This window comes from Streptomyces sp. NPDC050856 (assembly GCF_040653855.1).
Lineage (GTDB): Bacteria > Actinomycetota > Actinomycetes > Streptomycetales > Streptomycetaceae > Streptomyces.
The window spans coordinates 125,353-150,067 of the sequence record NZ_JBFAGV010000011.1 but is presented as its reverse complement, the minus strand read 5'-3'; the positions used below and the strand labels follow the sequence as shown (position 1 = coordinate 150,067).

The window sequence follows — 24,715 nt, the reverse complement described above, 5'->3', positions numbered from 1 at the left end:
CGCCATGAGCTCCTTCCTCGCTGGTGCGCTCCAGTTCCTCGCACTGATCGCCGCGCTGGCGCTGGCATACCGTCCGCTCGGCGACCACATGGCCGAGGTCTACTCCTCCGACAGGCATCTGCGTGCGGAGAAGTGGGTCTACCGGGCCATCGGCGCGAACCCCACCGCCGAGATGCGCTGGTCCGCCTACCTGCGCGGCGTCCTCGCCCTCTCCGCCGTGGGCGTACTGTTCCTCTACGTCCTGCAGCGGGCCCAGGGCAGCCTGCCCGGCTCCCTGGGCTTCGCCTCCATCGACCCGGACCAGGCGTTCAACACCGCCGCGTCATTCGTGTCGAACACCAACTGGCAGTCCTACGCCGGCGAGCAGGCCATGGGCCACGTCGTGCAGACCGGCGGCCTTGCCGTGCAGAACTTCGTCTCCGCCGCCGTCGGCATGGCCGTCGCCGTCGCCCTGGTTCGGGGCTTCGCCCGGTCGCGCACCGGTGAACTCGGCAATTTCTGGGCCGACCTGGTCCGTGGTGTCGTACGCGTCCTGCTGCCGATCTCCGTCATCGGCGCGCTCATCCTGGTGGCCTGCGGCGCGATCCAGAACTTCGCCGGCATCCATGAGGTCGGGCAGTTCACGGGCGGTTCGCAGCAGTGGAACGGCGGGGCGGTCGCCTCCCAGGAGGTCATCAAGGAGCTGGGCACCAACGGTGGCGGCTACTTCAACGCCAACTCCGCCCACCCCTTCGAGAACCCCAACGCCTTCAGCAACCTCTTCGAGATCTTCCTGATCCTGCTGATCCCCTTCTCGCTGACACGCACCTTCGGCCGGATGGCCGGGTCCGTCCGTCAGGGGTACGCGGTCCTCGCCACGATGGCGACCATCTGGGTCGGCTTCGTGCTGCTGATGTGGGCGACCGAGTTCTCCGGCCACGGCCCGGCCTTCGAGGCCGCCGGCGGAGCGATGGAGGGCAAGGAGATCCGGTTCGGCATCGGCGCCTCGTCGCTCTTCGCGGTCTCCACCACGCTGACGTCCACCGGCGCGGTGGACTCCTTCCACTCCTCGTACACCGGGCTCGGCGGTGGGATCACCCTGCTCGGCATGATGCTGGGGGAGATCGCCCCCGGCGGTGTCGGGTCCGGCCTGTACGGCATGCTGATCATGGCGATCATCGCGGTCTTCATCGCCGGTCTCATGGTCGGCCGCACCCCCGAGTACCTGAGCAAGAAGATCTCCACCCGGGAGATCAAGTTCGCCGCCTGCTACATCCTGGTCACCCCGGCGCTGGTACTGGGCTTCACCGCCGCGGCCATGGCCCTGGACACGCCAGCGAACTCGATGACCAACTCCGGCGCGCACGGCTTCTCGGAGATCCTGTACGCGTACACCTCCGGCGCCAACAACAACGGCAGCGCGTTCGCCGGCCTGAACGCCGACACCCGGTGGTTCAACACCACCATCGGCCTGGTGATGCTGCTCGGCCGGTTCGTCCCCATGGTGTTCGTCCTGGCGCTGGCCGGATCGCTCGCGGAACAGACGCCCGTACCGGAGACCGCCGGAACCCTGCGCACCGACAAGCCGCTGTTCACCGGCCTGCTCGCGGGCACGATCGTCATCATCACCGGGCTGACCTACTTCCCGGCCCTCGCACTGGGCCCGCTGGCCGAAGGACTGGCGTCATGACCACCGACGTGAAGCAGCAGAACGAGCCGCGGTCCACCGCCGTGCCGACCCCCGCGCCGCACCACGACGTGCCCACCGGTCACAAACCGGCGGGCGGGCGCGTCGGAGGGGGCGTGTTCGACCCCCAGCAGTTGCTGAAGTCCTTCCCGGACGCACTGCGCAAGCTCGACCCACGGGTGATGATCAAGTCACCGGTGATGTTCGTGGTGCTGGTCGGCTCGGTGCTGACCACCGCCCTCGCGCTCACTGACCCGGCCGACCGGTTCGGCTGGGCCATCGCCGGCTGGCTGTGGCTGACCACGATCTTCGCCAATCTGGCCGAGGCGGTCGCCGAGGGCCGGGGCAAGGCGCAGGCGGACACCCTGCGCAAGGCCAAAACCAACACGGTCGCCCGCCGGCTGGTGGACGGTGCCGAGGAGCAGGTGCCCGGCACGGATCTGCGCGTCGGGGACCTGGTGGTGTGCGAGGCCGGCGACATCGTCCCCTGCGACGGTGACGTCGTCGAGGGCGTGGCGTCGGTGGACGAGTCGGCGATCACGGGGGAGTCGGCGCCGGTCATCCGTGAGTCCGGCGGCGACCGGTCGGCGGTCACCGGCGGTACGAAGGTCCTCTCCGACCGGATCGTCGTCAGGATCACGACGAAGCCCGGCGAGACCTTCATCGACCGCATGATCAACTTGGTGGAGGGGGCGGACCGGCAGAAGACGCCGAACGAGATCGCGCTGAACATCCTGCTCGCCTCGCTGACCATCGTCTTCCTGCTCGCGGTCGTCAGCCTCCAGCCCTTCGCGACCTACGCGGGCGCCGGACAGACGATGATCGTGCTGATCGCCCTGCTGGTCTGCCTCATCCCGACGACGATCGGTGCGCTGCTGTCCGCGATCGGCATCGCGGGCATGGACCGGCTCGTCCAGCGCAACGTCCTGGCCATGTCGGGGCGGGCCGTCGAGGCGGCGGGTGATGTGTCGACGCTGCTGCTCGACAAGACCGGCACCATCACCCTCGGCAACCGCCGGGCCGCCGAGTTCGTCCCGGTCAAGGGGACGACAGCCGCCGAACTCGCCGACGCCGCCCAGCTCTCGTCGCTGGCCGACGAGACGCCCGAAGGGCGCTCGGTCGTCGTCCTGGCCAAGGAGCGGTACGGCCTGCGCGAGCGCCACCAGGGGGAGCTGGCCCGCGCCGAGTGGGTGCCGTTCACGGCCCGGACCCGGATGTCGGGCGTGGACCTCACCGCGGACGGCGAGGAGCGGAAGGCGCGCAAGGGGGCGACCGGTGCGGTCGTGGCCTGGGTGGAGGAGCTGGGCGGTCATGTCGCCGAGGACGCGCAGGCGCTCACGGACCGGATCTCCGAGGCTGGTGGCACGCCGCTGCTGGTGGCTGTGGAGGACGGCGGGGGAGCGCGCGTCCTGGGTGTCGTCCACCTCAAGGACGTCGTCAAGGAGGGCATGCGGGAGCGGTTCGCGGAACTGCGCCGCATGGGCATCAGGACCGTCATGATCACGGGCGACAACCCGCTGACGGCCAGGGCCATAGCGGACGAGGCCGGTGTCGACGACTTCCTCGCCGAAGCCACCCCCGAGGACAAGATGGCCCTCATCAAGCGGGAACAGGCCGGCGGCAAGCTCGTCGCGATGACCGGCGACGGCACGAACGACGCCCCGGCCCTGGCCCAGGCGGACGTGGGGGTGGCCATGAACACCGGCACCTCGGCCGCCAAGGAGGCCGGGAACATGGTCGACCTCGACTCCAACCCGACCAAGCTCATTGAGATCGTCGAGATCGGCAAGCAACTCCTCATCACCCGGGGCGCCTTGACGACCTTCTCGATCGCCAACGACGTGGCGAAGTACTTCGCGATCATCCCGGCGATGTTCGCGGTCGCCCACCCCGGCCTGGACAAGCTCAACATCATGGGGCTGGCCTCCCCGCAGTCGGCGATCCTCTCCGCGGTGGTCTTCAACGCGCTGATCATCATCGCGCTCGTACCGCTCGCCCTGAAGGGCGTGCGCTACCGGCCGATGAGCGCCGACCGGATGCTGCGCCGCAACCTCGCGATCTACGGACTCGGCGGCCTGACAGCACCCTTCATCGGTATCAAGATCATCGACCTGCTCCTCTCCTCCCTTCCCGGAATCGGCTGATCGCCATGAACAACACCGCGAGGAACACCGCACGACTGGTCGTGGCCGGATTTCGCGCCCTGCTCGTCCTGACGCTGGTGACGGGCGTGCTCTACCCCCTGGCCGTCACCGGCATCGCCCAGGCGGCCTTCCCCCACCACGCCAACGGCTCCGAGATCACGGACGGGGACGGCAGGGTCGTCGGCTCCGGACTCATCGGACAGCGCTACGACCTGCCGCTGACAGCCGGTCAGGAGACCCCCGCCCCCGACCTGAGGTGGTTCCAGCCACGCCCGTCCAACGGGCTCGGCACCAACACTGCCAACACCCGGTACGAACTGCTCCTCTCCGGCGCCACCAACCGCTCCGGTGACAACGCCGACCTGATCAAGTGGGTCGGCGACGCCAAGGCCGCCGCCGTACGGGACAACTCCACGGCCGGTTTCACCGTCAAGCCCGAGGACGTGCCCGCCGACGCCGTCACCTCCTCCGGCTCCGGCCTGGACCCCCACATCTCGCCCGAGTACGCGAAGCTCCAGGTCCACCGCGTCGCCGAACGCAACCACCTCGACGCCACCCGGGTGGAGCGGCTGGTCGCCGACCACACCGAGGAACGCGTCCTGGGCTTCCTGGGCGAGCCCCGGGTCAACGTCCTGAAGCTGAACATCGCCCTGCGGGAACTCACCCGGAAGTGACCGTGCCACGGGCGGGAGCCGCCCGCCCCGCCCATGGCCGTCGTCGGCATGGCCGCGGCCCTCATCGGTCACCGCGTTCCCGGCAGCCGATGCGGCGTCTCAGGAGTGCCGCCGGCCCCGGGACCACCCGCCGCTGGACAAGGCCGCCGTCACTTGCCGCTAGACAAGGCCACCGTCGGCCACGAGGTTCTGACCGGTCAGCCAGGCGGCATCCGGGCCGAGCAGCAGCGCGACGACGGCGGCGATGTCGGAGGGCGTGCCCACCCGGCCCAGAGCCGTCATGTGCGCCACCCCGGCCAGCACCTCCGGCGGGGTCCCGGCACGCAGCATGTCGGTCCCGGTGGGGCCGGGCGACACCGCGTTGACCGTGATCCCGCGCCGCCCCAGCTCCCGGGAGGCGACCCGGGTGAGCTGCTCGATGGCCGCCTTGCTCGCGGCGTAGACCGACTCACCCGGGCTGGGCCAGGCGGTGCCGGTGGAGGAGATGCTCACGATCCGGCTACCGTCGGCCATCCTGCGCGCTGCCTCCCGCACCGCGAAGAACACACCGCGTACGTTGATCGCCATCACCCGTTCGAACACCTCCGGAGTCAGCTCGTCGATCGGCGTGTGGTCGATGACGCCGGCGTTGTTCACCAGTACCGAGAGCGGCCCCGCGGCCCGGTCGGCGAACACCTCGTCCGCCGTGGTGAACAACCGCTCCATCTGGTCCAGGTGCGCCGCGTCGGCGCGCACGGCGACGGCTCGCCCGCCATACGCCCCCTCCACCTCACGAGCCGCCCGCTCGTCGGCGACGTAACTGAACACCACCGTGGCGCCCTCGTCCGCGAGCCGTTCGACCACGGCCCGCCCGATCCCGCGCGACCCGCCCGTCACCAGTGCCGCTTGCATGGATGTTCCCTTCTGCCCGAGAGGCCCCCACCATGGCAGCCCTCGCGGAAACAGGACTTCCGCGAGGTGCGGAAGACTGCACGACATGACCACGAGAGACCCCGCCGCGCGGCTGCTGCGGCTGCTGTCGCTGCTCCAGTCCCGCACCGACTGGCCGGGACCCGAACTCGCGGGCCGGCTCGGCGTCAGCACCAGGACCATCCGTTCCGACATCGAACGGCTCCGCGACCTCGGCTACCCGGTGTCGGCGACTTCCGGCACGGCGGGTGGCTACCGGCTGGGGCCCGGCGCCCGACTGCCGCCCCTGCTCCTGGACGACGAGGAGGCCGTCGCGGTGGCCATCGGCCTGCGTACGGCGACGGCACAAGCGGTGGGCGGCATCGAGGAGACGTCGCTGCGCGCGCTGGCCAAGCTCGAACAGGTGCTGCCGGCCCGGCTGCGCCCCCGTGTGGCCGCGCTCGCGGCCTCCACGGTGCCCGTGCCCGGGAACGGCCCGGTCGTGGAAGCCGACGTGCTGGCCACGCTGGCCGCCGTCTGCCGGGACCAGCGGCGTGTGCGGTTCGACTACCGCGATCACGACGGGAATCCCACCGTGCGCGACGTCGAACCGTACCGGCTCGTATCGACGGGGCGACGCTGGTACCTGGTGGCGTGGGACGTCGATCGCGACGACTGGCGGATGTTCCGCATCGACCGGCTCAGGCCGCGTACCCCTCCCGGGCCGTCCTTCCGGAGCCGGTCGTTGCCTCCGGGAGACGCGATCGACTTCGTGACCCGAGGCATGGCCTCGACACTGGGACCCTGCCGCGCGGTCGCGACCGTGCACGCGCCGGCCGTGGCCGTCAGTGAGCGGGTACCGCCAGTGGCGAGGGTCGAGCACCTTGACGACGAGCGGTGCCTGCTGCACATCGGCGGCGCCACGCCGCTGACGCTGGCCGTCCACCTCGCCGCGCTGGGCCTGCCCTTCACCGTGGACGCCCCGACCGCGCTGCTGGAGGCGTTGCGTCAGGTGTCGCGGCACTGCGCGAACGCCGTATGAGCCGTACGCCGGTCACCCCGGCTCCCGGCCGGTCACGGACGCGGCGATGACTGCTCCCGCCAGTGACGCTCCACCCGCTGCGGCGCCCGCGCCCGCGCCGCCCGCGCCTGAGGCCGCCGCACCCGGACCGGGCCGGCCCCCGACGAGTCCGCCGGGGGCCTTGCCTGCGGAGCCCGGTCCCGGCGGCCGGACGGAGCCGGTGGGCTGGGACGGCCAGTTGGTCGGACGCCGCCGCCCGACGGGCGGTCGCCCCGGCAGGTGCGGCCGTTGGCCCCACGATCTCCTCCGAGCACCGAGGCGGTACCGCTGTGCGCCGAGGCCGTACCACCGACGACCGCGCGCGCCCGGCCGCCGGTTCGGACCGGGAGCCGGGGCGTCTCGTGCTGTCCGTCCTTCCGTATGATCCTTTCTGACCGTGACGGGGAGGGCGGACGGCATGACGCGAAGCAGGAAGCGCGACCGCGGGAAGGACGCGGCCGACGCGAAGGAGGAGGGCTGCTGTGCGGGGGCGTGCGACACAGTGACGCACCCCTGCTGTTGGGGGTGGACACAGACAGCCTTGCTCCTCGCCGTCGTCCGTCCCTCGCTCACGGCCGCCGCTCACGGCGCGGATCCCGCCGCGCCCACTCCGGGCGGGCGAGTGGCCGCCGCGATGTACCGGTCCGTACGCCACTACCGCGTTGCCGTCAGCCCGAACCGTCCTCCGTGCTGCCCGTACACCCCGAGCTGTTCCACCTATGCGGTGCAGGCGCTCCACCGCCACGGCGCCTTCCGCGGCGGCCGGCTGATCGTGGCGCGTCTGCTGCGCTGCCGGCCCGGTGCCGCCCGCCGCCGGGGGTTTCACGACCCGGTACCGCCCGGCCGCAACTGACCCGCCTCTCCCGTGTCGCCCCGCCACCCACCGGCGGCGGGGCCGCTGGAGGCTGCGGTACGTGATCCGGAGCGCCTGGACCTCCTGGCGCGGGCGACGCAAGGCTTCCAGCCGCGGTGGGCGTGCTCCCCGCCGCGGCCGTGACCGGCAGCGTCCTGGTGCTCGCAACTCCTGGACGTGCTCTCGGCCTTGTGGTGCTCCACGCCCTGCTGGCCAGCGGCAGCCACCGCTGCGGCAACGCGTACACCTGGGCAGCGGGTCCGGGGGGACAGCCACGTGGTACTTCCGCTGAGCCGAAGCCCCGTCGGCTGTCCCGTCCCAGTGGAACGCCGGCGGTCAGCGGAGGCTGGACATCACGCTGCGGACGATGGCCGCCTTCGCCAGCCGCCCCGTCGCGCCCGTGAACACCGCCGGCCGCATCGAGTCGTCGCCGTGGACCAACTGCAGCAGGCCGTCCCGGCGCCCGAGACTCAGGCACTGCGCCACGTAGGTGAAGGCGAACGGCTTCGACGTCGCGCCGCTGAGCCGCTTGCCCACATAGCTGCCCATCGGCAGGGCAGTCGCGCAGCCCGGCCGCAGCGTCCCGACGCCCGGCACCGTGACGGCGGCCGCGTCACCGATCACGTACACCTCGGGGTGTGAGACCGAGCGCAGGTACTGGTCCACCACCGCCTGGCCGTTGGGAGTCACGGCCAGCCCGGCCTCGGCGGCCAGTTCGTTCGGTTCAACCGAGGCGGCCCAGGCCACCACCCCGGCCTGGATGGGCCCCCGCGCGGTGTGCAGTCCGTCCGCGTCGACAGCGCTGACCCGGCAGTGCTCGTACAGCCGGACGCCGAGCCGTTCCAGCACCCGCAGCACATGGGCCCGTCCCCGGGCCGAGAGCCAGCCGCCGACCTCGTCGGCCGTGACCAGCCGGACCTGCCACTGCGGGTACGCCTCGGCGAGCTCGGCCGCCAGCTCGATGCCGGTCGCGCCACCGCCCACCACGGCCACGGTGCCCGGCCGCGGTGCCTCCTTCAGCCGCCGGCGCAGCTCGGCCGCCCGCTCCGGCGGGTAGGTGTGCTCGGCGGCACCCGGTACCCCGTGCCAGGCGGTCCGGCTGCCCAGGGCGTACACCAGGGTGTCGTACTCGACGGCCGGGCCACCGTCCACGACCAGCTTGCGGCCCGCCGGATCCAGCTCGGTCACCCGGGCCTTCAGGTGCGTGGCGCGCCGGCCTCGCAGCAGGTGCTCGATGGCGGGCCGGTCCTCGGGGTGGCCGGCGGCGGTCTCATGCTGGCGGATCCTGTGCAGGAACCGGGACTCCGGGGCGATCAGGGTGACCCGGTGGCGCCGGCTCGCGCGGGTGGCCGCGGCCAGGCCGGCGTAGCCCGCGCCGATGACCACGATGTGTTGCTCGGTCATACCGTTCTCCTCCTCCGATGCGATGTCTCACGCGTGCGGGAAGAGGACGGAGCGGTGGAGCGAAGTGTGACAGTGAGCCGCGTCACACCAGATGGGCGAGCTTCTCCGGATTGACCACCACGTGCGCCTCGGTGATCCGGCCGTCCGTGACCGTGAAGGCGAACACACCGCCGATCCTGCCCGAGGACTCGTACGAGACCACACCCAGCTCACCGTTGACCTGGGCGAAGCCGACCGACGTTCCCGAGCCCGGGGTGAGCCACTTGGCGGCCAGACCGGCCACCAGCCGGGAGACCTTCTCGGCGCCGTGGATCGCGCGCACGCTTGCGGTGACGACGCCGCCACCGTCCGAGTGCCAGACCACATCGGGATCGAGTACCGCGAGCAGGCCGGCGATGTCGCCCTTCACCGTGGCGGCCGCGAAGGCGCTGACAGCCCGCCGGTGCTCGGCTGGATCGACCGTGCAGCGACGGCCGCCGTCCCGGACCCGGCGACGGGCGCGGGAGGCCAGTTGGCGGGCGGCATCGGGGGTGCGGCCGAGTGCGGCGGCTATCTCGCCGAAGCCGACGGCGAACAGGTCGTGCAGCACGAAGGCGATCCGCTCGGCCGGGGAGAGCTGCTCCATCACCGCCAGCATGGCCAGCGACACCGATTCCCCGGTTTCGGCCCGTTCGGCGGGCGAGTCGTCGTCCGAGACCAGCGGCTCGGGCAGCCACTCGCCGTAGTACGACTCCCGGCGGGCCCTGGCGGAGCCGAGCAGGTCGTAGCAGAGCCGGGTGACGACGGTGGTGAGGTACGGACGGACCTCACCCACCTGGGACTGGTCGACCGCCTGCCAGCGCAGCCAGGCCTCCTGCAGTACGTCCTCGGCGTCGGTGACCGAGCCGAGCAGCCGGTAGGCGACCGCGCCCAAATAACGCCGCTGGGCTACGAACGCGTCCACGGGAGCTGAGTCGATGTCGGTCACCTGGCTCACTGTAGTGCGGCAACCGGACCACTTCCCGGCCGGCCTCCTCCGGCTCCAGCCGTCTCCCGGACGTGGCGCGGCAGCTTCTCGCCCGCCTCCCCGCCGGGGGCGGTGTCAGGTTCCGGTCGGTCCCGGGCCACTTCGTCGTCCGGACCGCGTCCTGGAGGCGATCAGGATGGAGAGGGTGTAGGTCGCCACGAGGCTCGCCGTCATGACCAGTCCCACGCCGATCACGAAGAGGCCGCTGCCGTCGTCCGACCAGTCGTAGTAGGCGGCGGCGGTCAGGCCGGTCGTGGTGCCGAGCACCGCGCTCGCGACGAGGCGCCGGGACGCCGCCCAGTACACCGGTGCCAGCAGGGTCAGTACCAACCCGATCACCTGCCAGGCCTCGTACGGGCCGGTCAGCGAGCCGTCGGGTCGGACATCACGGTGCTGGTCCCAGCCCAGCCAGGCGGCCCATGCGGCAACCGGTACGAGGACCAGGAGGGGAGGAGCGAGTCGCAGTGATCTCCGGCGCATGGCTCAAGCGTCCCGGCCCGCCCCGGACTTGTGGCAGAGCGCACGTACTCACGCTTCGCTTGAGTAGCCGGGCGCCCACAGCCCTGGCCACGACGGACCACCGGCTGGGCCACGCCCGTACCCCGCCGCGCCGCGTCGCCGCCGGGGGAGGGCTGCTGCGCGGTGAGCGGATGCCCGTCCCTGAACCGTCCCGTGGAGCAGGCCCGCTCCTCGGGTGACGGACGGCGTCCCCGCCGGGGACGGCGGAGCCGTCCCCGGGCTCGTGACGGTGGCGTCCGTGTACGGGGTCGGGGTCAGCCCCGGTCGAGCGGATTGGACTCAGTCCGTTCCGCCCAGTCTTGTGCCACCAACTTCGCCGCCGCGCAGCCCGGCTTGCGTTCTGCCTGATCCTGGAAGAGACGTACGAAGGACCTGGCGAAGCCCAGCCGGGGGTAGGCCGACACGAGAGCCTCTCGGAAAGACGGGTCGAAGGCGTCCAGACCGGCCCCGGACACATCCGCGCTGGTCCCCACCTGCAACAGCCGGCTCTCCACGTCCACTTCCGGCGCGACATCGTCCCGCATGTGGAGCACGATCAGCTCAGCCGCCCGGTCACGCCGCTCGGCCGACCAGCCGAGACCGGCCGTGAAGACCCGGGCCAGGTGGCCACCGGCCTCTTCGAACGGGAGCGTGTGGCTGTCGAAGGGAGGAACAAGAGCCAGGTCGTGCAGCAACGCCGAGACGAAGAAGAGCTCACGGTCGAAGTCGAGGCCACGTGCTTCGGCCCAAGCCGCGCCGAAGAAGTACGACCGAACCGAGTGGTGATACAGCGCGCCGTCGGCGTACTCGGCACAGACCAGCCGCGCCGCCTCGGCTGCCCGCCCCGCGGGCACCCGGACTCCCGCAACCTCGAACAGCATCCGCCTGCCCCTTCAGCCGACCGTCCATGTGATGAGCAGCCTAGGCTCTGTTTCTCCGATCAATGTCTGCCGCCTGCCGCCTGCCGCCTGCCGCCTGCCGCCTGCCGACGGTGGCCAGGGCCTGCCCGGCCCTGATCCGCCGGGCACGCCCTAGTAGTGCTTCGTTACGTCGGGTGATCTTGCCTGGTGGTGGGCATCTTCTCCGGTATGAGGCTGGGGGAGGTGGAACGGCTCCGGGGTGAGTTGGCGGAGTTCGTTGCCGATGTGTTCGCCTCGGTGCCGCGGCGGGATCAGCGGCGGTGGGGTGCGTGTTGTCTGCGGGGTCTGATGCTGGAGGGCCGGCGCAAGTCGGTCCAGCCGATGGCCGAGCGGCTGCCGGACGGGAACATGCAGGCCCTGCAGCAGTTCGTGAACCAGTCGCCGTGGGATCCGCTGCCGGTGCGGCGGCGGATCGCCGAGCGGCTGTGCGAGACGGTCCAGCCCGAGGTGTGGGTCATCGACGATGTGTCGTTCCCCACGTGCGGCGCCGCGTCGGTGGGGTGGCCCGGCAGTACTGCGGGGCGGTCGGCAAGCGGGCGAACTGTCAGGTCGCGGTCAGTGTCCATGCCGCCACCGACACCGCGTCCTGTCCGCTGGAATGGCAGTTGTATCTGCCGCGCGAGTGGACGGAGGAGCCGGACCGCTACCGCAGGGCCGGAGTCCCCGACGGCATCGTCCACCAGGAGAAGTGGCGTCTGGCGCTCGGTCTGCTCGACACGCTCGACGAGTGGCGTTTGAAGGCCCCGGTGGTGGTCGCCGATGCCGGCTACGGCGTCAGCACCCCGTTCCGGCTCGGTCTCGAGGAGCGAGGGCTGGCCTATGTCCTGGCACTGACCGGGAAGGAAGTCGCCCGTCCGGAGAATGCCCGGCCGCACCAGCCTGCTTATGGCGGGCTCGGTCCGCCGACGCTGCCCCGCTACCGCACCCCACCGCGGGCCGTCTCCGCCCTCGCAGCCGAGGCCGGTGCCGGCCGCTTCGCCGAGGTGACCTGGCGCCGCGGCAGCCAAGGCGCGATGACCTCACGATTCACGGTGCTGACAGTGCGGCCGGCGGGCAAGCAGTCCCTGGCAGCGGTCCAGGAGGCAGGCGGCGGCCGCAGCCGGTGGGACGGCGTCCTGCCCACCCGGACGCTCCTGATCGAGTGGCCGCACGGCCAGGACGCTCCGACGGACTACTGGATCTCGAACCTGCCCGCCACCACACCGGTTGCCGACCTGGTGCGGTGGGCGAAGATGCGCTGGCGGATCGAGCACGACTACCGCGAGCTCAAGCACGGTCTGGGACTGGACCACTCCGAGGGCCGCACCTGACGCGGCTGGCACCACCACGTCACCCTCGTCACCGCCGCCCAGGCCTTCCTCACCTTCCGGCGGCTCGACCCAAAAGCCCAGACGCCGGCCTGACTTTCTACCAGGTCCGCGATCTCCTTCAACCTGCTGAGGTGCTGGACCGGCACCTGCACCACCTGCGGACGACCCCTGCCCAACCCGCGAAGCCGCCGCAGACAAGGCAGAACTTAGCGAAGCACTACTAGACCTCGTATGAGCGTACGAGGCGGGCGAGTTGCTGGCCCGCCACTTGTAGGGGTTCCTCGCTGCGGTGGACCTGGGCGGTGACTTCGGCACCTTCCAGGGCGGAGATGACGGTGGTCGCCAGTCCCCGGGCGCTCTGGGAGGGGAAGCCGCAGCGCAGCAGCTTGTCGCGGACCAACTGCTCCCAGCCGCGCAGTGCGTCGGCGCACGCTTGCTGGATCTCCGAGTCGGTGCCGAGCGTCTCCAGGGCCGCTGCCGTGATGGGGCAACCGTCGATCCAGCCCGACTCGCGCAGTTCATCGGCGAGTTGTCGGGCGCAGGCCATCACGGCCTCCGCCGGGTCTTCCTCGCTGTCCAGTGCCTTCCGTAGGAGCGTCGCGAATTCCTCGGTGCTGTGCTTGATCGCGGCGACGGCGACGGCCTCCTTGCCGCCCGGGAAGAAGTGGTAGACGGAGCCGAGGGTGGCCTGCGCCTCCTGGGCGATCTGCTTGATTCCCGTGCCGACGTAGCCCTGCCGCTGCAGGAGGCGTGATGCGGCGACGACGATCCGGTCCCGTGTGCTGGTCTGCATGCAGCCACCGTAGCGGCCCATTGAGTAGAGCGCTCGTTCTAGAGCTGTGGTACGTTCTCACCACGCTCTAAATAGATCGTTCGTTTTAGCGAGAGGTGGAGCCCTCATCATGAGCAGCACCAAGCAGTCGGTCACCGTCATCGGCCTCGGCCCCATGGGGCAGGCCATGGCCGGCGCCTTCCTCGACCGCGGATACGAAGTCACCGTCTGGAACCGCACCGCGTCGCGCGCGGACGCCCTGGTCGCGCGCGGGGCGGCGCTCGCGCCGAACGTGGAAGAGGCCCTTGCCTCCAATGAGCTGGTGATCCTCAGCCTCACGGACTACGACGCCATGTACACCACGCTCGAGCCCGCCGCGGCCGCACTGACCGGCCGGACCCTGGTGAACCTCAGTTCGGACACGCCCGAAAAGGCCCGGGCCGCGGCCCTCTGGGCGGCCGAGCGGGGCGCCGTCCAGCTGACCGGCGGCGTCACCGTGCCGCCCTCCGGGATCGGGCAGGCCGAATCGTCGACCTTCTACAGCGGCCCGCGCCAGGTCTTCGACCAGCACCGGCCTGCACTCGAAGTCATCACGGGACGGACCGACCACCGGGGAGAGGACCCCGGGCTCGCCGCGCTCATGTACCAGATCGGCATGGTCATGTTCTGGACCTCCATGCTGAGCTACTGGCAGGCCATCACCCTCGCCGACGCCAACGGCCTGACGGCAGCGGACATCCTGCCGCACGCCGTGGAGACCGCGAACTCGCTGCCGGGTTTTTTCTCCTTCTACGCCGAGCGCATCGACGCCGGCCGGCACATCGGCGACGTGGACCGCCTCGCCATGGGGATGGCCAGCGTCGAGCACGTCCTGCACACCAACGCCGACGCGGGAGTCGACACCACGCTTCCGACCGCGGTCGTCGAGCTCTTTCAGCGCGGCATGGACGCCGGCCACGCCGCGGACAGCTTCTCCACCCTGGTGGAGCTGATGAAGAAGGCCGAGGTATAATCGCGCCTGCCCGACGAGTACTTCACTGCGCCGGACATGATCAGCAGAGGTGATCCGACCAACGAAGAGTGGGCCATGCTGGAGCCGCTGCTGCCGGTGAGCGGTAACCGATGCGGCCGATGGCGCAGCCACCGCCAGGTGATCAACGGAATCATTCACCGGCTGAGCACCGGAGTGCAGTGGTCAACTGCCTCAGCGGTTCGGCCCGTGGCGGACCGTCCACAAGCGGCACCTGCTGTGGTCGGCGGACGGCACCTGGGACAGGCTCCTGCAGCATGTCCAGGCCGTCGCTGACGCCACAGGGGACATCGACTGGGACATCAACTCGATTCCACCTCAGTACGTGCCCACCAGCATGCCGCCGGGGCACCCAAGCACGGCTCATTCGTGTCGTCGAGCCCTTCGAAGAACGGTGAGGCAAGAGGTGAGTCAGGTACGCCGACAGCGGCGAGCCCGCGCGATCCGCTGGTGAAAACGGGGCGGCAGGCGAAGCCGGCGTATGAGGGGTGTCGCCAACGGGCTCGTACGTACTCGATGTCGATGCCCGCTCCGGCGTCGTCCACTTCGAGAAGCAGGTGGGGCTGCCCGTCCGAGTCCAGCGTGCGGCCGACGCGGATGCTCACCGGCGGCGCGCCATGGCGTGCGGCGTTCTCGGCCAGTTCCGTGATGACGATCAGAGCGTCGTCGATCACCGCGTCCAGATGCCAGGTGATGAGGCGGTGGCGTAGCTCCGCGCGTCCACCGGCCGCCGTGTGGCACACCGTTTCCGGGTTCATGTCCGTTGTTCGTGACCGACCGTGCCGCGGATGGGCCCGGACGGTGCCCGGGCCCGTCCGCCGTCCGGGTCACATCTTGGGCATGAGGACGGTGTCGACGATGTGGACGGTGGCGTTCGCCGTGGGCACATTGCCGCACACGACGTTCGCGGTGTTGTTGACCTTGTAGGACTCGCCCGAGCCGGACGTGGTCAGGGAGCTCTTCTCCAGAGTGTCGAACGTGCCGCTCTCCAGCTGCTGGGGAGTGAGCTTCTGGCCGACGACGTGGTAGGTGAGGATCTTCGTCAGCGTCGCCTTGTCGTTGAGGACCTTGTCCAGCTCCGCCTTCGGGATCTTCGCGAAGGCGTCGTTGGTCGGTGCGAAGACCGTGATGTTCTGCGCGTTGTTCAGGGTGTCGACCAGACCGGCCTTCTTCACGGCGGTGACGAGGGTCGACAGTGCCGGGTTGTTCGACGCGGCGGTGGCGACGGGGTCCTTCGCCATTCCGCCGAAGCTGCCCGCCCCTTCCTCGGGTACCGACGCGCAGGCCGGGCCGAACGGCCCGGCCGCCGTGGCCTTCTCCGCGGTTCCGCCCGGAGTGGAGGCGGCAGCGGTGGCCGACGCGTCCGACGTCGAATCGTTCGAGTCGTCCATGCCACAGGCCGTGAGGGCGAGGGGCAGGGCGGCGGTTGCTGCGACAGCGGCGAGAACGCGGCGGGAGCGGATCGTGAGCATGGGTCGGTCTCCTGGTGAGGAATGCCGGCACCGCCGTGCGGGTGCCGAGCGGGGTCGAGGAGGGCAGCGGACAGGACCGGCTCGAAGCCCCGGAACTGGTGAGGAGTCCTGCCGCTGCCCTCACGTCCCCCATTCGGAGATACCGCCGGAAGGGATTGGTCCTGGGCCGGAACATTTTCCTGTGGAGCCTCACCACGGGGAAGGTCACACAGGCGGGCGGTCCGCGGACCCATCCGCGAACGGCTCGGCCACGAATCGGCTACGAGTCGGCGCGAGGAAGCGCAAGGAAGCAAGGAAGCGCAAGGAAGCAAGGAAGCGGAAGCAGAGGTGTGCACCGTTTCCTCCCAGGACGACACGGATGAAGGGGTCGCTCATGGACGACCATCAGGTCGCCGCCCGGCCGAGGGGCCGCGCCAGCAGGGCGGGTACGCGGTGAGGGAGATCGAACGCGTGGGTGGGCCGACCCGGCGCGAGCCGGATCTGGCGGAGGTCGTCGCGCAGGTGGCGGGCGGTGACCAGCAGGCTTTCGCCACGCTGTACGACTCGATCGCGGGGCCGGTCTTCGGGCTGGTGCTCAGAGTGCTCAGGGATCCGGCCCAGTCCGAGGAAGTGGCGCAGGAGGTCATGGTGGAGGTGTGGCGCCACGCCGCCCGGTTCCGTCCGGAGCGGGGAAGCGTCATGACATGGGTGATGACCATGGCTCACCGCCGTGCCGTGGACCGCGTCCGCTCCGAACAGGCGGCCACGGACCGCGACCGGCGCAGTGCTCGCCGGGAGCACACGCCCGCGTACGACCAGGTCAGCGAGGAAGTGACGGTCCGGCTGGAGAGCGAACAGGTACGACGGTGCCTGCGGTCCCTGACCGAGCTGCAGAAGCAGGCGGTGACACTGGCTTATTACCAGGGGTACACCTACCGGGAGGTCGCCGCCTCGTTGTCCGCGCCCCTCGGGACGGTCAAGACGCGTCTGCGTGACGGGCTGATCAGGCTGCGGGACTGCATGGGAGTGAACGCGTGAACGAGGAACACCTGCACGCCCCTTCCGGCGCGTACGCGCTGAACGCGCTGCCGGACGACGAGCGCGCCGAGTTCGAGCGCCACGTGCGGGACTGCCCCGCGTGCGCCCAGGAGGTGCGCGAGCTCTCCGCCACAGCCGCCCGCCTGGGAACCGCCGTGGCCTCCGCCCCACCGGCCGCGATGAAGCAACAGGTCCTGGCCCAGATCACCACCGTCCGCCAGCTTCCCCCGGCAATGGCGTCCGGCGCGATCACACCGCGAACCGCTCCCGGCCGCACCGGCCGGCTGCCTCGTCTCGTCCTCGCGGCGTGTGTCGCGGTCGCCACCGCGTTCGGTGGCGTGGCTCTCTGGCAGCACCAGGAGGCACGGCAAGCGGAGGAACAGGCACGACGGGCGGAACAGCGGGCGGCCGACATGGCCCGGGTGCTGGTGGCCCCCGACGCCCGCACCGTCACGGGGAGCAAGGGCGGCGCCAAGGCCACCGTGGTCGTCTCCCGGGAGGAGAACAGCGCGGTGTTCCTCGCGTCCGGCCTGCCGGAACCGGCCTCCGGCAAGACGTACCAGTTGTGGTTCGACGACGGCGGCACGATGAGGCCGGCCGGTCTCCTCGGCGGCGACGGCAGCCTGATGATGGAGGGCGGCGTCGACGGCGCCACCGGGATGGGCGTCACGGTGGAACCGGCCGGCGGGTCACCGCGGCCCACCACCCCTCCCGTGATGCTCATGTCGCTTCCCGCCTGAGGGGCGACGGCGCTGCCGGGCGGCTCGCGGTTTCTCCCGGGGAGCGCGAGCCGCCCTCCTCCAGGTCGCCGAGCCCGTACGGCGGAGGCGCACGCCGCGACGCCACACGGAGCACGGGCCCGCCGGAAGCCGATGAACGCCTGGACCGTCCGTGGACACTCGCGGCGGCCGCGCGCTGCACCGGCGAGGCCGGCGTGGTACCACACCGTGGGAGTCCGGGGGGGGACGGCCGTCATCCGGCGCGGCGGGAGGACCGCTCCTCATGGCTCACCACGAACACCGGTCCGCGAGCCCCGTCCCGGGCCGGTGAAGTCCCCTCCGGCCCACCGCCGGCCGAGGCTGCCCGCGTGAGGGGCAGGTCGGTGCCGTCCCGGATCCGGTGGCGTGGGCTCGACCAGGGTGCGCCGGCCACGACGAGGAGCAGCGGCGCAGGAGGAACCCGAGGGGTCAGTCCACGCTGACCACCACTGAATGCCACCCGCTCGCCCCGTCGGGGATCGTGCGGGTGCGTCTTTGCGTCTGTGTCCGTCCGGTGCGGTCGGTGGCGCGGACGGTCAGGGTGTGGCTGCCCGGGGTGGCCCGCCAGGGGAAGGACCACTGGCGCCAGGTGTCGATCGTGTCCTCGGCGGCGAGGTCGGCCTGCTGCCACGGGCCGTCGTCGACACGTACCTCGACGCGGTCGACGCCCCGGCGCTGGGCCCAGGCGACGCCGGCGACCATGACCGTCCCGGTGGCCGGGCGGGCGAACGGTTTCGGTGTGTCGATGCGGGCCTGGGTCTTCACGGGCGCCTTGCGGGCCCACTTGCGCTTGACCCAGTACGGGTCGTAGGCGTCGAAGGTGGTGAGCTCGATGTCCTCGATCCACTTGCACGCCGAGACGTAGCCGTACAGGCCGGGCACCACCATGCGGACCGGGAAACCGTGATCGAAGGGCAGCGGCTCGCCGTTCATCCCGACGGCGAGCAGCGCGTCGCGCCCGTCCATCACCTCCTCGACCGGTGAGCCGAGCGTCATGCCGTCCACGGACCGGGCCACCAGCTGATCGGCCGGGCCGCCCTGGGACGGCGCCCGCACACCGGCCTCGGCCAGCACGTCGGCCAGGCGCACGCCGAGCCAGCGGGCGTTGCCCACGTACGGGCCACCGACCTCGTTGGAGACACAGGCGAGCGTGATGTCCCGCTCGACCAGTTCCCGGTCGAGCAGGTTTTGGAAAGAGAGCACGAGGGGCCTGCGCACCCCCCGGCCGTGGACACGCAGCCGCCAGCGCCCGGCATCCACCTTGGGCACCACCAGGGCGGTGTCGACACGGTAGAAGTCCTTGTTGGGAGTGATGAACCGGCTGACACCGGCGACGCGCAGCCGCGCCCCCTCGGGCACCGGCGCGGCAGGCGAGCCCGGACGGGGCAGGACGACGGCCGATCGGGAGGACACGGCGTCGCGCCCACGCGACACGCCCAGCGTCCGGCCCAGTGCACCGGCGCCGGTGGACGCCACCGCGGCGGCGCCGGCGGTGATGAGGAAGGCGCGCCGGTCGAAGCCCTCCTCCGGCCCCCGGGCGCGCGCCGGAGCGACGAGCCGGCCGGTCAGCCGGAAGAGGAGCGCGGCCCCGGCGAGCGCCCCCGCCAGTGACGGCACCGCGTCGGCGAAGGAGTCGGAGTCCGGTCGGCTCATGGCCGCGACGGCTCCCACCACGCCGAACAGTAGTACCCCGGCCGCGCCCGTCCGCCGGTGCCTCAACGCCAGCAGACCCAGCACCACGGCGAGGGCCGCCAGGACGGCGACAATGCCCAGCTGCAGGACCAGTTTGTCGCTCTCGCCGAAGGTGCGGATCGCCCAGTCCTTCACCGGCGCGGGGGTACGGTCGATGGCCGCTCCACCCACTGCCGTGACCGGACCCGCCTCGGGGCGGACGGCGGCGGCGGCGAGCTCGGCAATCGCGAGCGCCGCGTATCCGGCGAGCAATCCGCTCAGCCCGGCGAGCAGCCGACGGAACCAGGAACTTCCAGAAGCAGTCACACGACCTCTTCGGAGCCGGACCGCGGACGGATTGGGTCCGCCGCGACAGGACGCCCCCAGGGGGTGCTTGACGTTCCCGGTCGAGGGCGGGCGTGCGGAAGGCCTGAGCCGGCCCCCGGGTGCGCGGCGCTGCCCGAGGTCTCCCGGCGCCCGGTACCAGGCCGCCCACGCTCGCTGAGCCGGGGATCGGCTCGGCGCCGGGACAGCCGCTTCCTGGCCGGTGGGGGACTGGTACACGGCCGTGCGGCGGCGACAGCGCGCGCGGGACACCTGGAGGCGGGTGGCGGCCCGGACGACGAGCCGGAGGAGCGCGGCACCGATTCCCCGGTGGCCGCCCCTACGTCGTACTGCCCCTCCCGGAGCCGTCGCCGCCCCTGTGCCCGCGCCCGGTTGAGGGAATGGGCCGGCGGCGAGGAGGGTGACGTCGCCGGCCTGGCCACCCGCCGTGCCGGTGAGGCGTTCGTCGCGGAGGACGTCGCGGAGGACGTCGCAGGGACGTCGCAGGGACGTCGAGGGGCTCGCGGGCGAGTGCGGCGGGACGCGGCCGGTATCCCGGCTGGTCCGCGTACCGCGTGTGTGCCCTGGCTGGGGGTAGGCCGCATACTCGGTGATCGTTGTGGTGCCGTCGTGCCATGACCGTTGTGACCACTGGTTGAAGACGCGAGAGAGTGATGGGGGACATGGACGAGGTGGCGGCACGCGCGGTGCCGGAAGTGGTGGAGAGTCCAGCTCTGCGGGCCCAGCCGACGGGAAGGCTGGGGCGGTGGCTGCTTCACCACCGGGTGCAGCCGGTCGGGCCTGCGGCCGGTGAGGGACACGCCGAGTCCCACGCCTGGTGGAAGGTGATGTGCCTCACCGGGGTGGACTATTTCTCCAGCCTGGCCTACGTGCCGGCGATCGCCGCCCTGGCGGCCGGAGCGGTCTCGCCGCTGGCGACGCTGCTGATCGTGGCGCTGACGCTGCTGGGCATGCTGCCCATGTACCGGCGGGTGGCGAAGGAGAGCCCGCATGGTGCCGGGTCGGTGGCGATGCTGGAGGATCTGCTGCCGTTCTGGTGGGGCAAGCTCTTCGTCCTGGTCCTGCTGGGCTTCGTGGCCACGTCATGGATCATCACGATCACGCTGTCCACTGCGGACGCCTCCGTACACGTGGTGGAGAACCCCTTCTTCCCCGCGGCCCTGCACGGCCACGAGGTCGCCCTCACGGTGGCGTTGCTGCTGGTGCTCGGAGGGGTGTTCCTGCTCGGGTTCAGCGAAGCGGTCGGCGTCGCCATCCCCCTCGTCGCCATCTTCCTGGTCCTCAACGCCGTGGTCATCGCCGTCGGTCTGGTGCACGTGTTCACCACACCGGGCGCGTGGCCGGCCTGGACGGACACTCTCGTCGAAACACCGGGCGCGTGGCCGGCCTGGACGGACACTCTCGTCGAAGGCGGGGGCGGCTTCGGTGACCTGATGGGGCCGGCGCTGCTGGCCTTCCCGCTCCTGGTGCTCGGCCTGTCCGGCTTCGAGACCGGGGTGAGCATGATGCCGCTCGTGGCCGCGGACGGTGAGACCCCGGAACGCAGGCTGAGTGCACGGATCCGCAACACCCGCAGGCTTCTGACCACCGCCGCGCTCATCATGAGCGTCTACCTGCTGTCCGCCAGTTTCGTCACCACCGTCCTCATCCCTCATGCGGAGTTCGAGGCCGGCGGCGCGGCCAACGGCCGCGCGCTGGCCTGGCTGGCCCACGAGCACGTCGGAGAGACGTTCGGCACTGTCTACGACATCAGCACCATCCTGATCCTGTGGTTCGCCGGCGCCTCCGCCATGGCCGGACTGGTCAACATCGTCCCCCGCTACCTGCCCGACTACGGCATGGCCCCTGAGTGGGGAAGAGCGGTACGCCCCGTGGTCATCGTCTACACGGCCCTGTGCATCATCATCACCATCGCGTTCGACGCCGACGTCGCCGCCCAGGCCGGCGCCTACGCCACCGGCATCCTCGCCATGATGGTCTCCGGTGCCTTCGCCGTCACCGTCTCCGTCGCGCGCCGCCGCCGTCGAGCCACCACCATCGGCTTCGCCCTCCTCACGGCCGTCCTGCTCTACGCCCTGGTCGCCAACATCATCGACAAACCCGACGGCATCGCCATATCCGGCTTCTTCATCGCCGGCATCATCGTCGTCTCGCTGATATCCCGGGTCTCCCGCACCACCGAACTGCGAGCCGACCGCATCGCCTTCGACCCGGCGGCCCGTCGCTTCATCGCCGACTCCCTCGCCCACGACGACGCCATCAACATCATCGCCAACCGCCGTCAGGCCGGTGACCACGCCGAGTACAGCGCCAAGGAACGCGAGCAGCGCGGCACCAACCCGGTCCCCGCCCCCGCTGACGTGCTGTTCCTCGAAATCGACGTCGTGGACCCCTCGGACTTCAGCGAGACCCTCACCGTCCACGGCACAGAGGTCGACGGATACCGCGTCCTGCGTGCCGAAGCGCCCGCCGCTCCCAACGCCATCGCCGCCATCCTGCTCGCCCTGCGCGATTCCACCGGGGTTCAGCCGCACTGCTACTTCGCCTGGGCCGAAGGCAGTCCGCTGAAGCACATGTTCCGTTACTTCCTCCTCGGTCGCGGCGACACCGCACCCGTCACCCGCGAGATCATCCGCAAACACGAACCCGACCCCGACCGCCGCCCCGGCATCCACGTCGGCGGCTAGGTTCCGTCTCTTCGGACGGAAGCCGGGTCCTGGAGGAGGGCGCCGGCGAGGCGGAGCGCGGCCTGGTGGACAAGGACGAGCTTGCCGGCTCGTGTCGCCAGGCCGCGCCATGGCTCGGGCCTCGGGCCGGCGAGGTCCGGCAGGCCCGCTGGTGTCGGGGCCCGCCTCGCCCATGTACTCGTGCCATGCGGGGAGTGTTGTCACCCGCTTGGGGTCCGTACCGCCCCGCCACGCTCCGGTGCCCCACGGACGGCCGGGAGACGGCGGATGACGGGCCAGCGCCAGGCCCACCTGTCGAAGACGAGCACGCCGTGACCAGGGCAGTGCCAGGCGCGCAGCCCAGCACGCGGGTGTTCATCGGCGTCCCACCGGCTTGCGCCGGCGAGCTCGCCCACCCCGCCCGGTTCCCACGGGCCGGCGGCCCCACGGGCCGGCGGCCGGAAGAGGGCGGTGAGCTGCCGGTGGACCGTCCACGTGCTCGCGCTGACCACGTCGTCCAGGTCGCGTCGAGAAAGACGTGCTCCGAAAGGTCATGGAGCAGGTACTCAGGGAAAACCGACGGCAGGGCTCGGATCACGCCCTCGGCCGCGAGGTCGTTTCCCACGTTTCGCGACCGGCACTTAGGATTTCGTCGTTCAACGGCATTTCGTCTTCTCCCGTGCGAGGAGTGCGGACGTCCAGCCAACGGGAGGGGCATCAGGTGAGCGCACATCCGCCGGACGCTGGCAGCGCGGCCGGCGCACAGCTCTCTCCGGACACCGATCGCCCCATGGGGAGTGGGGGGCTGGCCGGGGCATTGGCCGCGGCCGAAGCCGCTCCGCCGGTGGAATCGCTCGACGTCGTCGCCCGCATGCTCAGGCAGCGCCTCGGCGCGAAAAGGGTTTCCTTCCTCATCACGGACTTCACCGGCACCTCAGTGGTGCGCCTCGGCGCCGCCGGGGAAGTCGAGACCGACCGGCCGGTCCAGCGCATCGACCTGCCCGGCACCTTGTACGACGAGGTGATCCGGACCCAGCAGCCGGCCACCCGGACCGAGGACGGCGGGAGCACGGTTCGAGTCATCGCTCCCGTCACCAACCGTGGGGATGCCATCGGCCTGCTGGAACTCTTCCTCCCCTCGGTGCCCGACGACATCGCGATGCGGCAGATCGGCGAGACCGCGCACGCCCTGGCCTACATCGTCATCGCGAACCGGTCGTACACCGACGTCTACCAATGGGGCCGCCGCACCCGCCCGCTGAGCCTGGCCGCGGAGATCCAGCACCGGCTGCTGCCGTCATCACTCGCCTGCGAGGCCGCACAGTTCACGGTCGCCGGAGCGCTGGAGCCTGCCGACCACGTCGGAGGTGACACCTTCGACTACGTGATCGACCGCGACGCCGTACAGCTGTCCGTGACCGATGCCATGGGCCACGACGTCGACGCCGCGCTGCTCGCCACCCTCGCCGTGGGTGCGCTGCGCGGGGCCAGGCGAGCCGGTGCCACTCTGGTGGAGCAGGCCCGGCAAGCGCATCAGACGATGCTCGACCACGGCAGGCAGGGGTACGTCACCGGTCAGCTCCTGCGCATCAGCCTGCTGGACGGCGGCACCGAATTCATCAACGCGGGCCACCCTTGGCCGCTGCGGCTGCGTGACGGGAGGGTGGAGCAGCTCAGCGTCAAAATCGACATGCCGTTCGGCTTCCGCTTCCCGCACGAGTATCAGGTCCAGCGGCTGGACCTGAGGGCCGGCGACCGGCTGGTCATGTTCACCGACGGCATGCTTGAGCACAGGTCCCGCGACGTGGACCTGGCGGGCCTGATCGCGCGCACCAGCGCACTGCACCCGCGTGAGGCCGCCCGAACAGTGATCGCCGAGGTCACTGCCGCGAACGGCGGTCACCTCCAGGACGACGCCACCATCATGTGCCTGGACTGGCACGGCGTCAGGCACTCCCGACGGCACGCCGCCGACACGGGGGCGAGCCTGGCCGACGCCTCACCCTCCCCCTCACAGACGGTCTGACGGGCGTCGGGCGCGCAGGCACCCGACGCGCATCGCCCAGCACGAGCAGCACGCGCACCGCCGGCATCCGTACGGGCCCCGGGCCCATGCCGAACCGTACGGAGAAACGTACAGTTCCGCCCCGAGGCGGCTGCCGCCAATGCCGGCCGGGCCGCCGGTCAGGCGGGCCGCTGGAGCCGCCCGGCCGGCGGTCGCGTCACGGGCAGCGGTGCCCGGCCGGTGAGTGACGGTGGTGCTCGGGTGGTCCGGCGAGCTCCGTCAGCGAACACCGGGGGGACCGTCATCGCCCCGTGGCCCGCCACCTCAGTCGGCAACGCCTCGACGGTTTCGGGCGTGTGGTCGGGCAGGCCGAGAGCGAGGCGTTCGTCGAGGCCGCCGGGGTTGACCACGTTGTACTCGAAGACGTACGGGTAGGCCCGGTCGGGACCGGCGAAGCCAATACCGCACTTCAACAGTGGTTCGCCGATCAGCAGGCTCAGGGCTGATCACCCGGGCTGCCCTGCCTCTCGCTGACGCCCGCTGTTTTTGGAGGCCG

Annotated in this window: 20 protein-coding genes and 2 pseudogenes; 14 read left to right on the top strand and 8 right to left on the bottom strand. The window is 71.1% G+C overall.

Translation table 11 applies throughout. The annotated features are described in order from the left end of the window. Positions 1 to 4: 4 nt before the first annotated feature. Genes kdpA through AB0H53_RS13415 form a run of 3 tightly spaced genes read left to right on the top strand, consistent with a single transcriptional unit; the run spans position 5 to position 4,484 of the window. Positions 5 to 1,669 carry a potassium-transporting ATPase subunit KdpA gene (kdpA, locus tag AB0H53_RS13425; RefSeq protein WP_362111042.1) on the top strand — a complete coding sequence of 555 codons (1,665 nt, stop codon included), beginning with the start codon at positions 5 to 7 and terminating at the stop codon, positions 1,667 to 1,669. Further along, positions 1,666 to 3,810, top strand: coding sequence for a potassium-transporting ATPase subunit KdpB (kdpB, locus tag AB0H53_RS13420; protein ID WP_362111039.1), 2,145 nt, complete (start codon positions 1,666 to 1,668; stop codon positions 3,808 to 3,810). The genes kdpA and kdpB overlap by 4 nt, the downstream gene beginning before the upstream one ends. Before the next feature lie 5 nt (positions 3,811 to 3,815). Further along, positions 3,816 to 4,484, top strand: a complete 669-nt coding sequence (locus AB0H53_RS13415; protein ID WP_362111036.1) for a potassium-transporting ATPase subunit C — start codon at positions 3,816 to 3,818, stop codon at positions 4,482 to 4,484. 159 nt (positions 4,485 to 4,643) lie between these two features. Here AB0H53_RS13415 and AB0H53_RS13410 read toward each other — a convergent pair whose 3' ends face one another. Beyond that, on the bottom strand, positions 4,644 to 5,375 hold the full coding sequence (locus tag AB0H53_RS13410) for an SDR family oxidoreductase (RefSeq protein ID WP_362111033.1): 732 nt from the start codon (positions 5,373 to 5,375) through the stop codon (positions 4,644 to 4,646). Between the two features lie 85 nt (positions 5,376 to 5,460). On the opposite strand from AB0H53_RS13410, the gene AB0H53_RS13405 reads away from it, so the two are divergent. Continuing rightward, complete coding sequence (locus AB0H53_RS13405; protein ID WP_362111030.1) at positions 5,461 to 6,414, top strand: YafY family protein; 954 nt, start codon at positions 5,461 to 5,463, stop codon at positions 6,412 to 6,414. 436 nt (positions 6,415 to 6,850) lie between these two features. After that, the gene (gene yidD, locus AB0H53_RS13400) at positions 6,851 to 7,285 is read left to right on the top strand and encodes a membrane protein insertion efficiency factor YidD (protein ID WP_362111027.1); all 435 of its coding nucleotides are present in this window, start codon (positions 6,851 to 6,853) and stop codon (positions 7,283 to 7,285) included. A gap of 336 nt (positions 7,286 to 7,621) precedes the next feature. On the opposite strand, the gene AB0H53_RS13395 is transcribed toward yidD, so the two are convergent. From AB0H53_RS13395 to AB0H53_RS13380, 4 genes are all read right to left on the bottom strand, one after another. Then, positions 7,622 to 8,689 carry an FAD-dependent oxidoreductase gene (locus AB0H53_RS13395; RefSeq protein WP_362111024.1) on the bottom strand — a complete coding sequence of 356 codons (1,068 nt, stop codon included), beginning with the start codon at positions 8,687 to 8,689 and terminating at the stop codon, positions 7,622 to 7,624. 82 nt (positions 8,690 to 8,771) lie between these two features. Then, positions 8,772 to 9,656 (bottom strand): RNA polymerase sigma factor SigJ, encoded by an 885-nt coding sequence (gene sigJ / locus AB0H53_RS13390; protein WP_362111021.1) that lies wholly within the window; start codon positions 9,654 to 9,656, stop codon positions 8,772 to 8,774. 114 nt (positions 9,657 to 9,770) lie between these two features. After that, positions 9,771 to 10,175, bottom strand: coding sequence for a hypothetical protein (locus AB0H53_RS13385; protein ID WP_362111018.1), 405 nt, complete (start codon positions 10,173 to 10,175; stop codon positions 9,771 to 9,773). 293 nt (positions 10,176 to 10,468) lie between these two features. Continuing rightward, complete coding sequence (locus AB0H53_RS13380) at positions 10,469 to 11,074, bottom strand: HD domain-containing protein (RefSeq protein ID WP_362111015.1); 606 nt, start codon at positions 11,072 to 11,074, stop codon at positions 10,469 to 10,471. A gap of 207 nt (positions 11,075 to 11,281) precedes the next feature. Here AB0H53_RS13380 and AB0H53_RS13375 point away from each other — a divergent pair. Continuing rightward, a pseudogene (locus AB0H53_RS13375) lies at positions 11,282 to 11,632 on the top strand (transposase); the annotation flags it as partial. Further along, positions 11,539 to 12,423: an IS701 family transposase gene (locus AB0H53_RS13370; RefSeq protein WP_362111012.1), complete on the top strand. Its 885-nt coding sequence runs from the start codon at positions 11,539 to 11,541 to the stop codon at positions 12,421 to 12,423. The pseudogene AB0H53_RS13375 and the gene AB0H53_RS13370, both read left to right, overlap by 94 nt. 220 nt (positions 12,424 to 12,643) lie before the next feature. Here AB0H53_RS13370 and AB0H53_RS13365 read toward each other — a convergent pair whose 3' ends face one another. Continuing rightward, positions 12,644 to 13,216: a TetR/AcrR family transcriptional regulator gene (locus AB0H53_RS13365; RefSeq protein ID WP_362111009.1), complete on the bottom strand. Its 573-nt coding sequence runs from the start codon at positions 13,214 to 13,216 to the stop codon at positions 12,644 to 12,646. Between the two features lie 109 nt (positions 13,217 to 13,325). On the opposite strand from AB0H53_RS13365, the gene AB0H53_RS13360 reads away from it, so the two are divergent. Both AB0H53_RS13360 and AB0H53_RS13355 read left to right on the top strand, forming a co-directional pair. Beyond that, entirely contained in the window at positions 13,326 to 14,207 is an 882-nt protein-coding gene (locus AB0H53_RS13360) for an NAD(P)-binding domain-containing protein (protein WP_362111006.1), read from the top strand. Between the two features lie 39 nt (positions 14,208 to 14,246). Continuing rightward, positions 14,247 to 14,582, top strand: a pseudogene (locus tag AB0H53_RS13355) (IS5 family transposase); the annotation flags it as partial. Positions 14,583 to 15,052: 470 nt separating this feature from the next. On the opposite strand, the gene AB0H53_RS13350 reads toward AB0H53_RS13355, so the two are convergent. Further along, positions 15,053 to 15,697, bottom strand: a complete 645-nt coding sequence (locus AB0H53_RS13350) for a fasciclin domain-containing protein (protein WP_362111003.1) — start codon at positions 15,695 to 15,697, stop codon at positions 15,053 to 15,055. A 432-nt stretch (positions 15,698 to 16,129) separates the two neighbouring features. On the opposite strand from AB0H53_RS13350, the gene AB0H53_RS13345 reads away from it, so the two are divergent. Both AB0H53_RS13345 and AB0H53_RS13340 read left to right on the top strand, forming a co-directional pair. Next, on the top strand, positions 16,130 to 16,714 hold the full coding sequence (locus AB0H53_RS13345) for a sigma-70 family RNA polymerase sigma factor (protein ID WP_362111000.1): 585 nt from the start codon (positions 16,130 to 16,132) through the stop codon (positions 16,712 to 16,714). Next, on the top strand, positions 16,711 to 17,454 hold the full coding sequence (locus AB0H53_RS13340; RefSeq protein ID WP_362110997.1) for an anti-sigma factor: 744 nt from the start codon (positions 16,711 to 16,713) through the stop codon (positions 17,452 to 17,454). Before AB0H53_RS13345 ends, AB0H53_RS13340 begins: the two co-directional genes overlap by 4 nt. 447 nt (positions 17,455 to 17,901) lie before the next feature. Here the strand turns inward: AB0H53_RS13340 and AB0H53_RS13335 are convergent, their stop codons facing one another. Continuing rightward, on the bottom strand, positions 17,902 to 19,470 hold the full coding sequence (locus AB0H53_RS13335) for a molybdopterin-dependent oxidoreductase (protein ID WP_362110994.1): 1,569 nt from the start codon (positions 19,468 to 19,470) through the stop codon (positions 17,902 to 17,904). A gap of 671 nt (positions 19,471 to 20,141) precedes the next feature. On the opposite strand from AB0H53_RS13335, the gene AB0H53_RS13330 reads away from it, so the two are divergent. The 3 genes from AB0H53_RS13330 (at position 20,142) to AB0H53_RS13320 (ending at position 24,665) form a co-directional block, all read left to right on the top strand. Beyond that, positions 20,142 to 22,175, top strand: a complete 2,034-nt coding sequence (locus AB0H53_RS13330; RefSeq protein WP_362110991.1) for an amino acid transporter — start codon at positions 20,142 to 20,144, stop codon at positions 22,173 to 22,175. A 769-nt stretch (positions 22,176 to 22,944) separates the two neighbouring features. Then, complete coding sequence (locus tag AB0H53_RS13325) at positions 22,945 to 24,180, top strand: PP2C family protein-serine/threonine phosphatase (protein ID WP_362110988.1); 1,236 nt, start codon at positions 22,945 to 22,947, stop codon at positions 24,178 to 24,180. A gap of 290 nt (positions 24,181 to 24,470) precedes the next feature. Then, positions 24,471 to 24,665, top strand: coding sequence for a hypothetical protein (locus tag AB0H53_RS13320; RefSeq protein ID WP_362110985.1), 195 nt, complete (start codon positions 24,471 to 24,473; stop codon positions 24,663 to 24,665). Positions 24,666 to 24,715 lie beyond the last annotated feature (50 nt).

Bases quoted from the DNA above. Each gene is read 5' to 3' on its own strand.
- kdpA (WP_362111042.1), top strand. From the start codon at position 5: ATGAGCTCCTTCCTCGCTGGTGCGCTCCAGTTCCTCGCACTGATCGCC.
- kdpB (WP_362111039.1), top strand. From the start codon at position 1,666: ATGACCACCGACGTGAAGCAGCAGAACGAGCCGCGGTCCACCGCCGTG.
- AB0H53_RS13415 (WP_362111036.1), top strand. From the start codon at position 3,816: ATGAACAACACCGCGAGGAACACCGCACGACTGGTCGTGGCCGGATTT.
- AB0H53_RS13410 (WP_362111033.1), bottom strand. From the start codon at position 5,375: ATGCAAGCGGCACTGGTGACGGGCGGGTCGCGCGGGATCGGGCGGGCC.
- AB0H53_RS13405 (WP_362111030.1), top strand. From the start codon at position 5,461: ATGACCACGAGAGACCCCGCCGCGCGGCTGCTGCGGCTGCTGTCGCTG.
- yidD (WP_362111027.1), top strand. From the start codon at position 6,851: ATGACGCGAAGCAGGAAGCGCGACCGCGGGAAGGACGCGGCCGACGCG.
- AB0H53_RS13395 (WP_362111024.1), bottom strand. From the start codon at position 8,689: ATGACCGAGCAACACATCGTGGTCATCGGCGCGGGCTACGCCGGCCTG.
- AB0H53_RS13385 (WP_362111018.1), bottom strand. From the start codon at position 10,175: ATGCGCCGGAGATCACTGCGACTCGCTCCTCCCCTCCTGGTCCTCGTA.
- AB0H53_RS13380 (WP_362111015.1), bottom strand. From the start codon at position 11,074: ATGCTGTTCGAGGTTGCGGGAGTCCGGGTGCCCGCGGGGCGGGCAGCC.
- AB0H53_RS13365 (WP_362111009.1), bottom strand. From the start codon at position 13,216: ATGCAGACCAGCACACGGGACCGGATCGTCGTCGCCGCATCACGCCTC.
- AB0H53_RS13360 (WP_362111006.1), top strand. From the start codon at position 13,326: ATGAGCAGCACCAAGCAGTCGGTCACCGTCATCGGCCTCGGCCCCATG.
- AB0H53_RS13350 (WP_362111003.1), bottom strand. From the start codon at position 15,697: ATGCTCACGATCCGCTCCCGCCGCGTTCTCGCCGCTGTCGCAGCAACC.
- AB0H53_RS13330 (WP_362110991.1), top strand. From the start codon at position 20,142: ATGGGGGACATGGACGAGGTGGCGGCACGCGCGGTGCCGGAAGTGGTG.
- AB0H53_RS13325 (WP_362110988.1), top strand. From the start codon at position 22,945: ATGGGGAGTGGGGGGCTGGCCGGGGCATTGGCCGCGGCCGAAGCCGCT.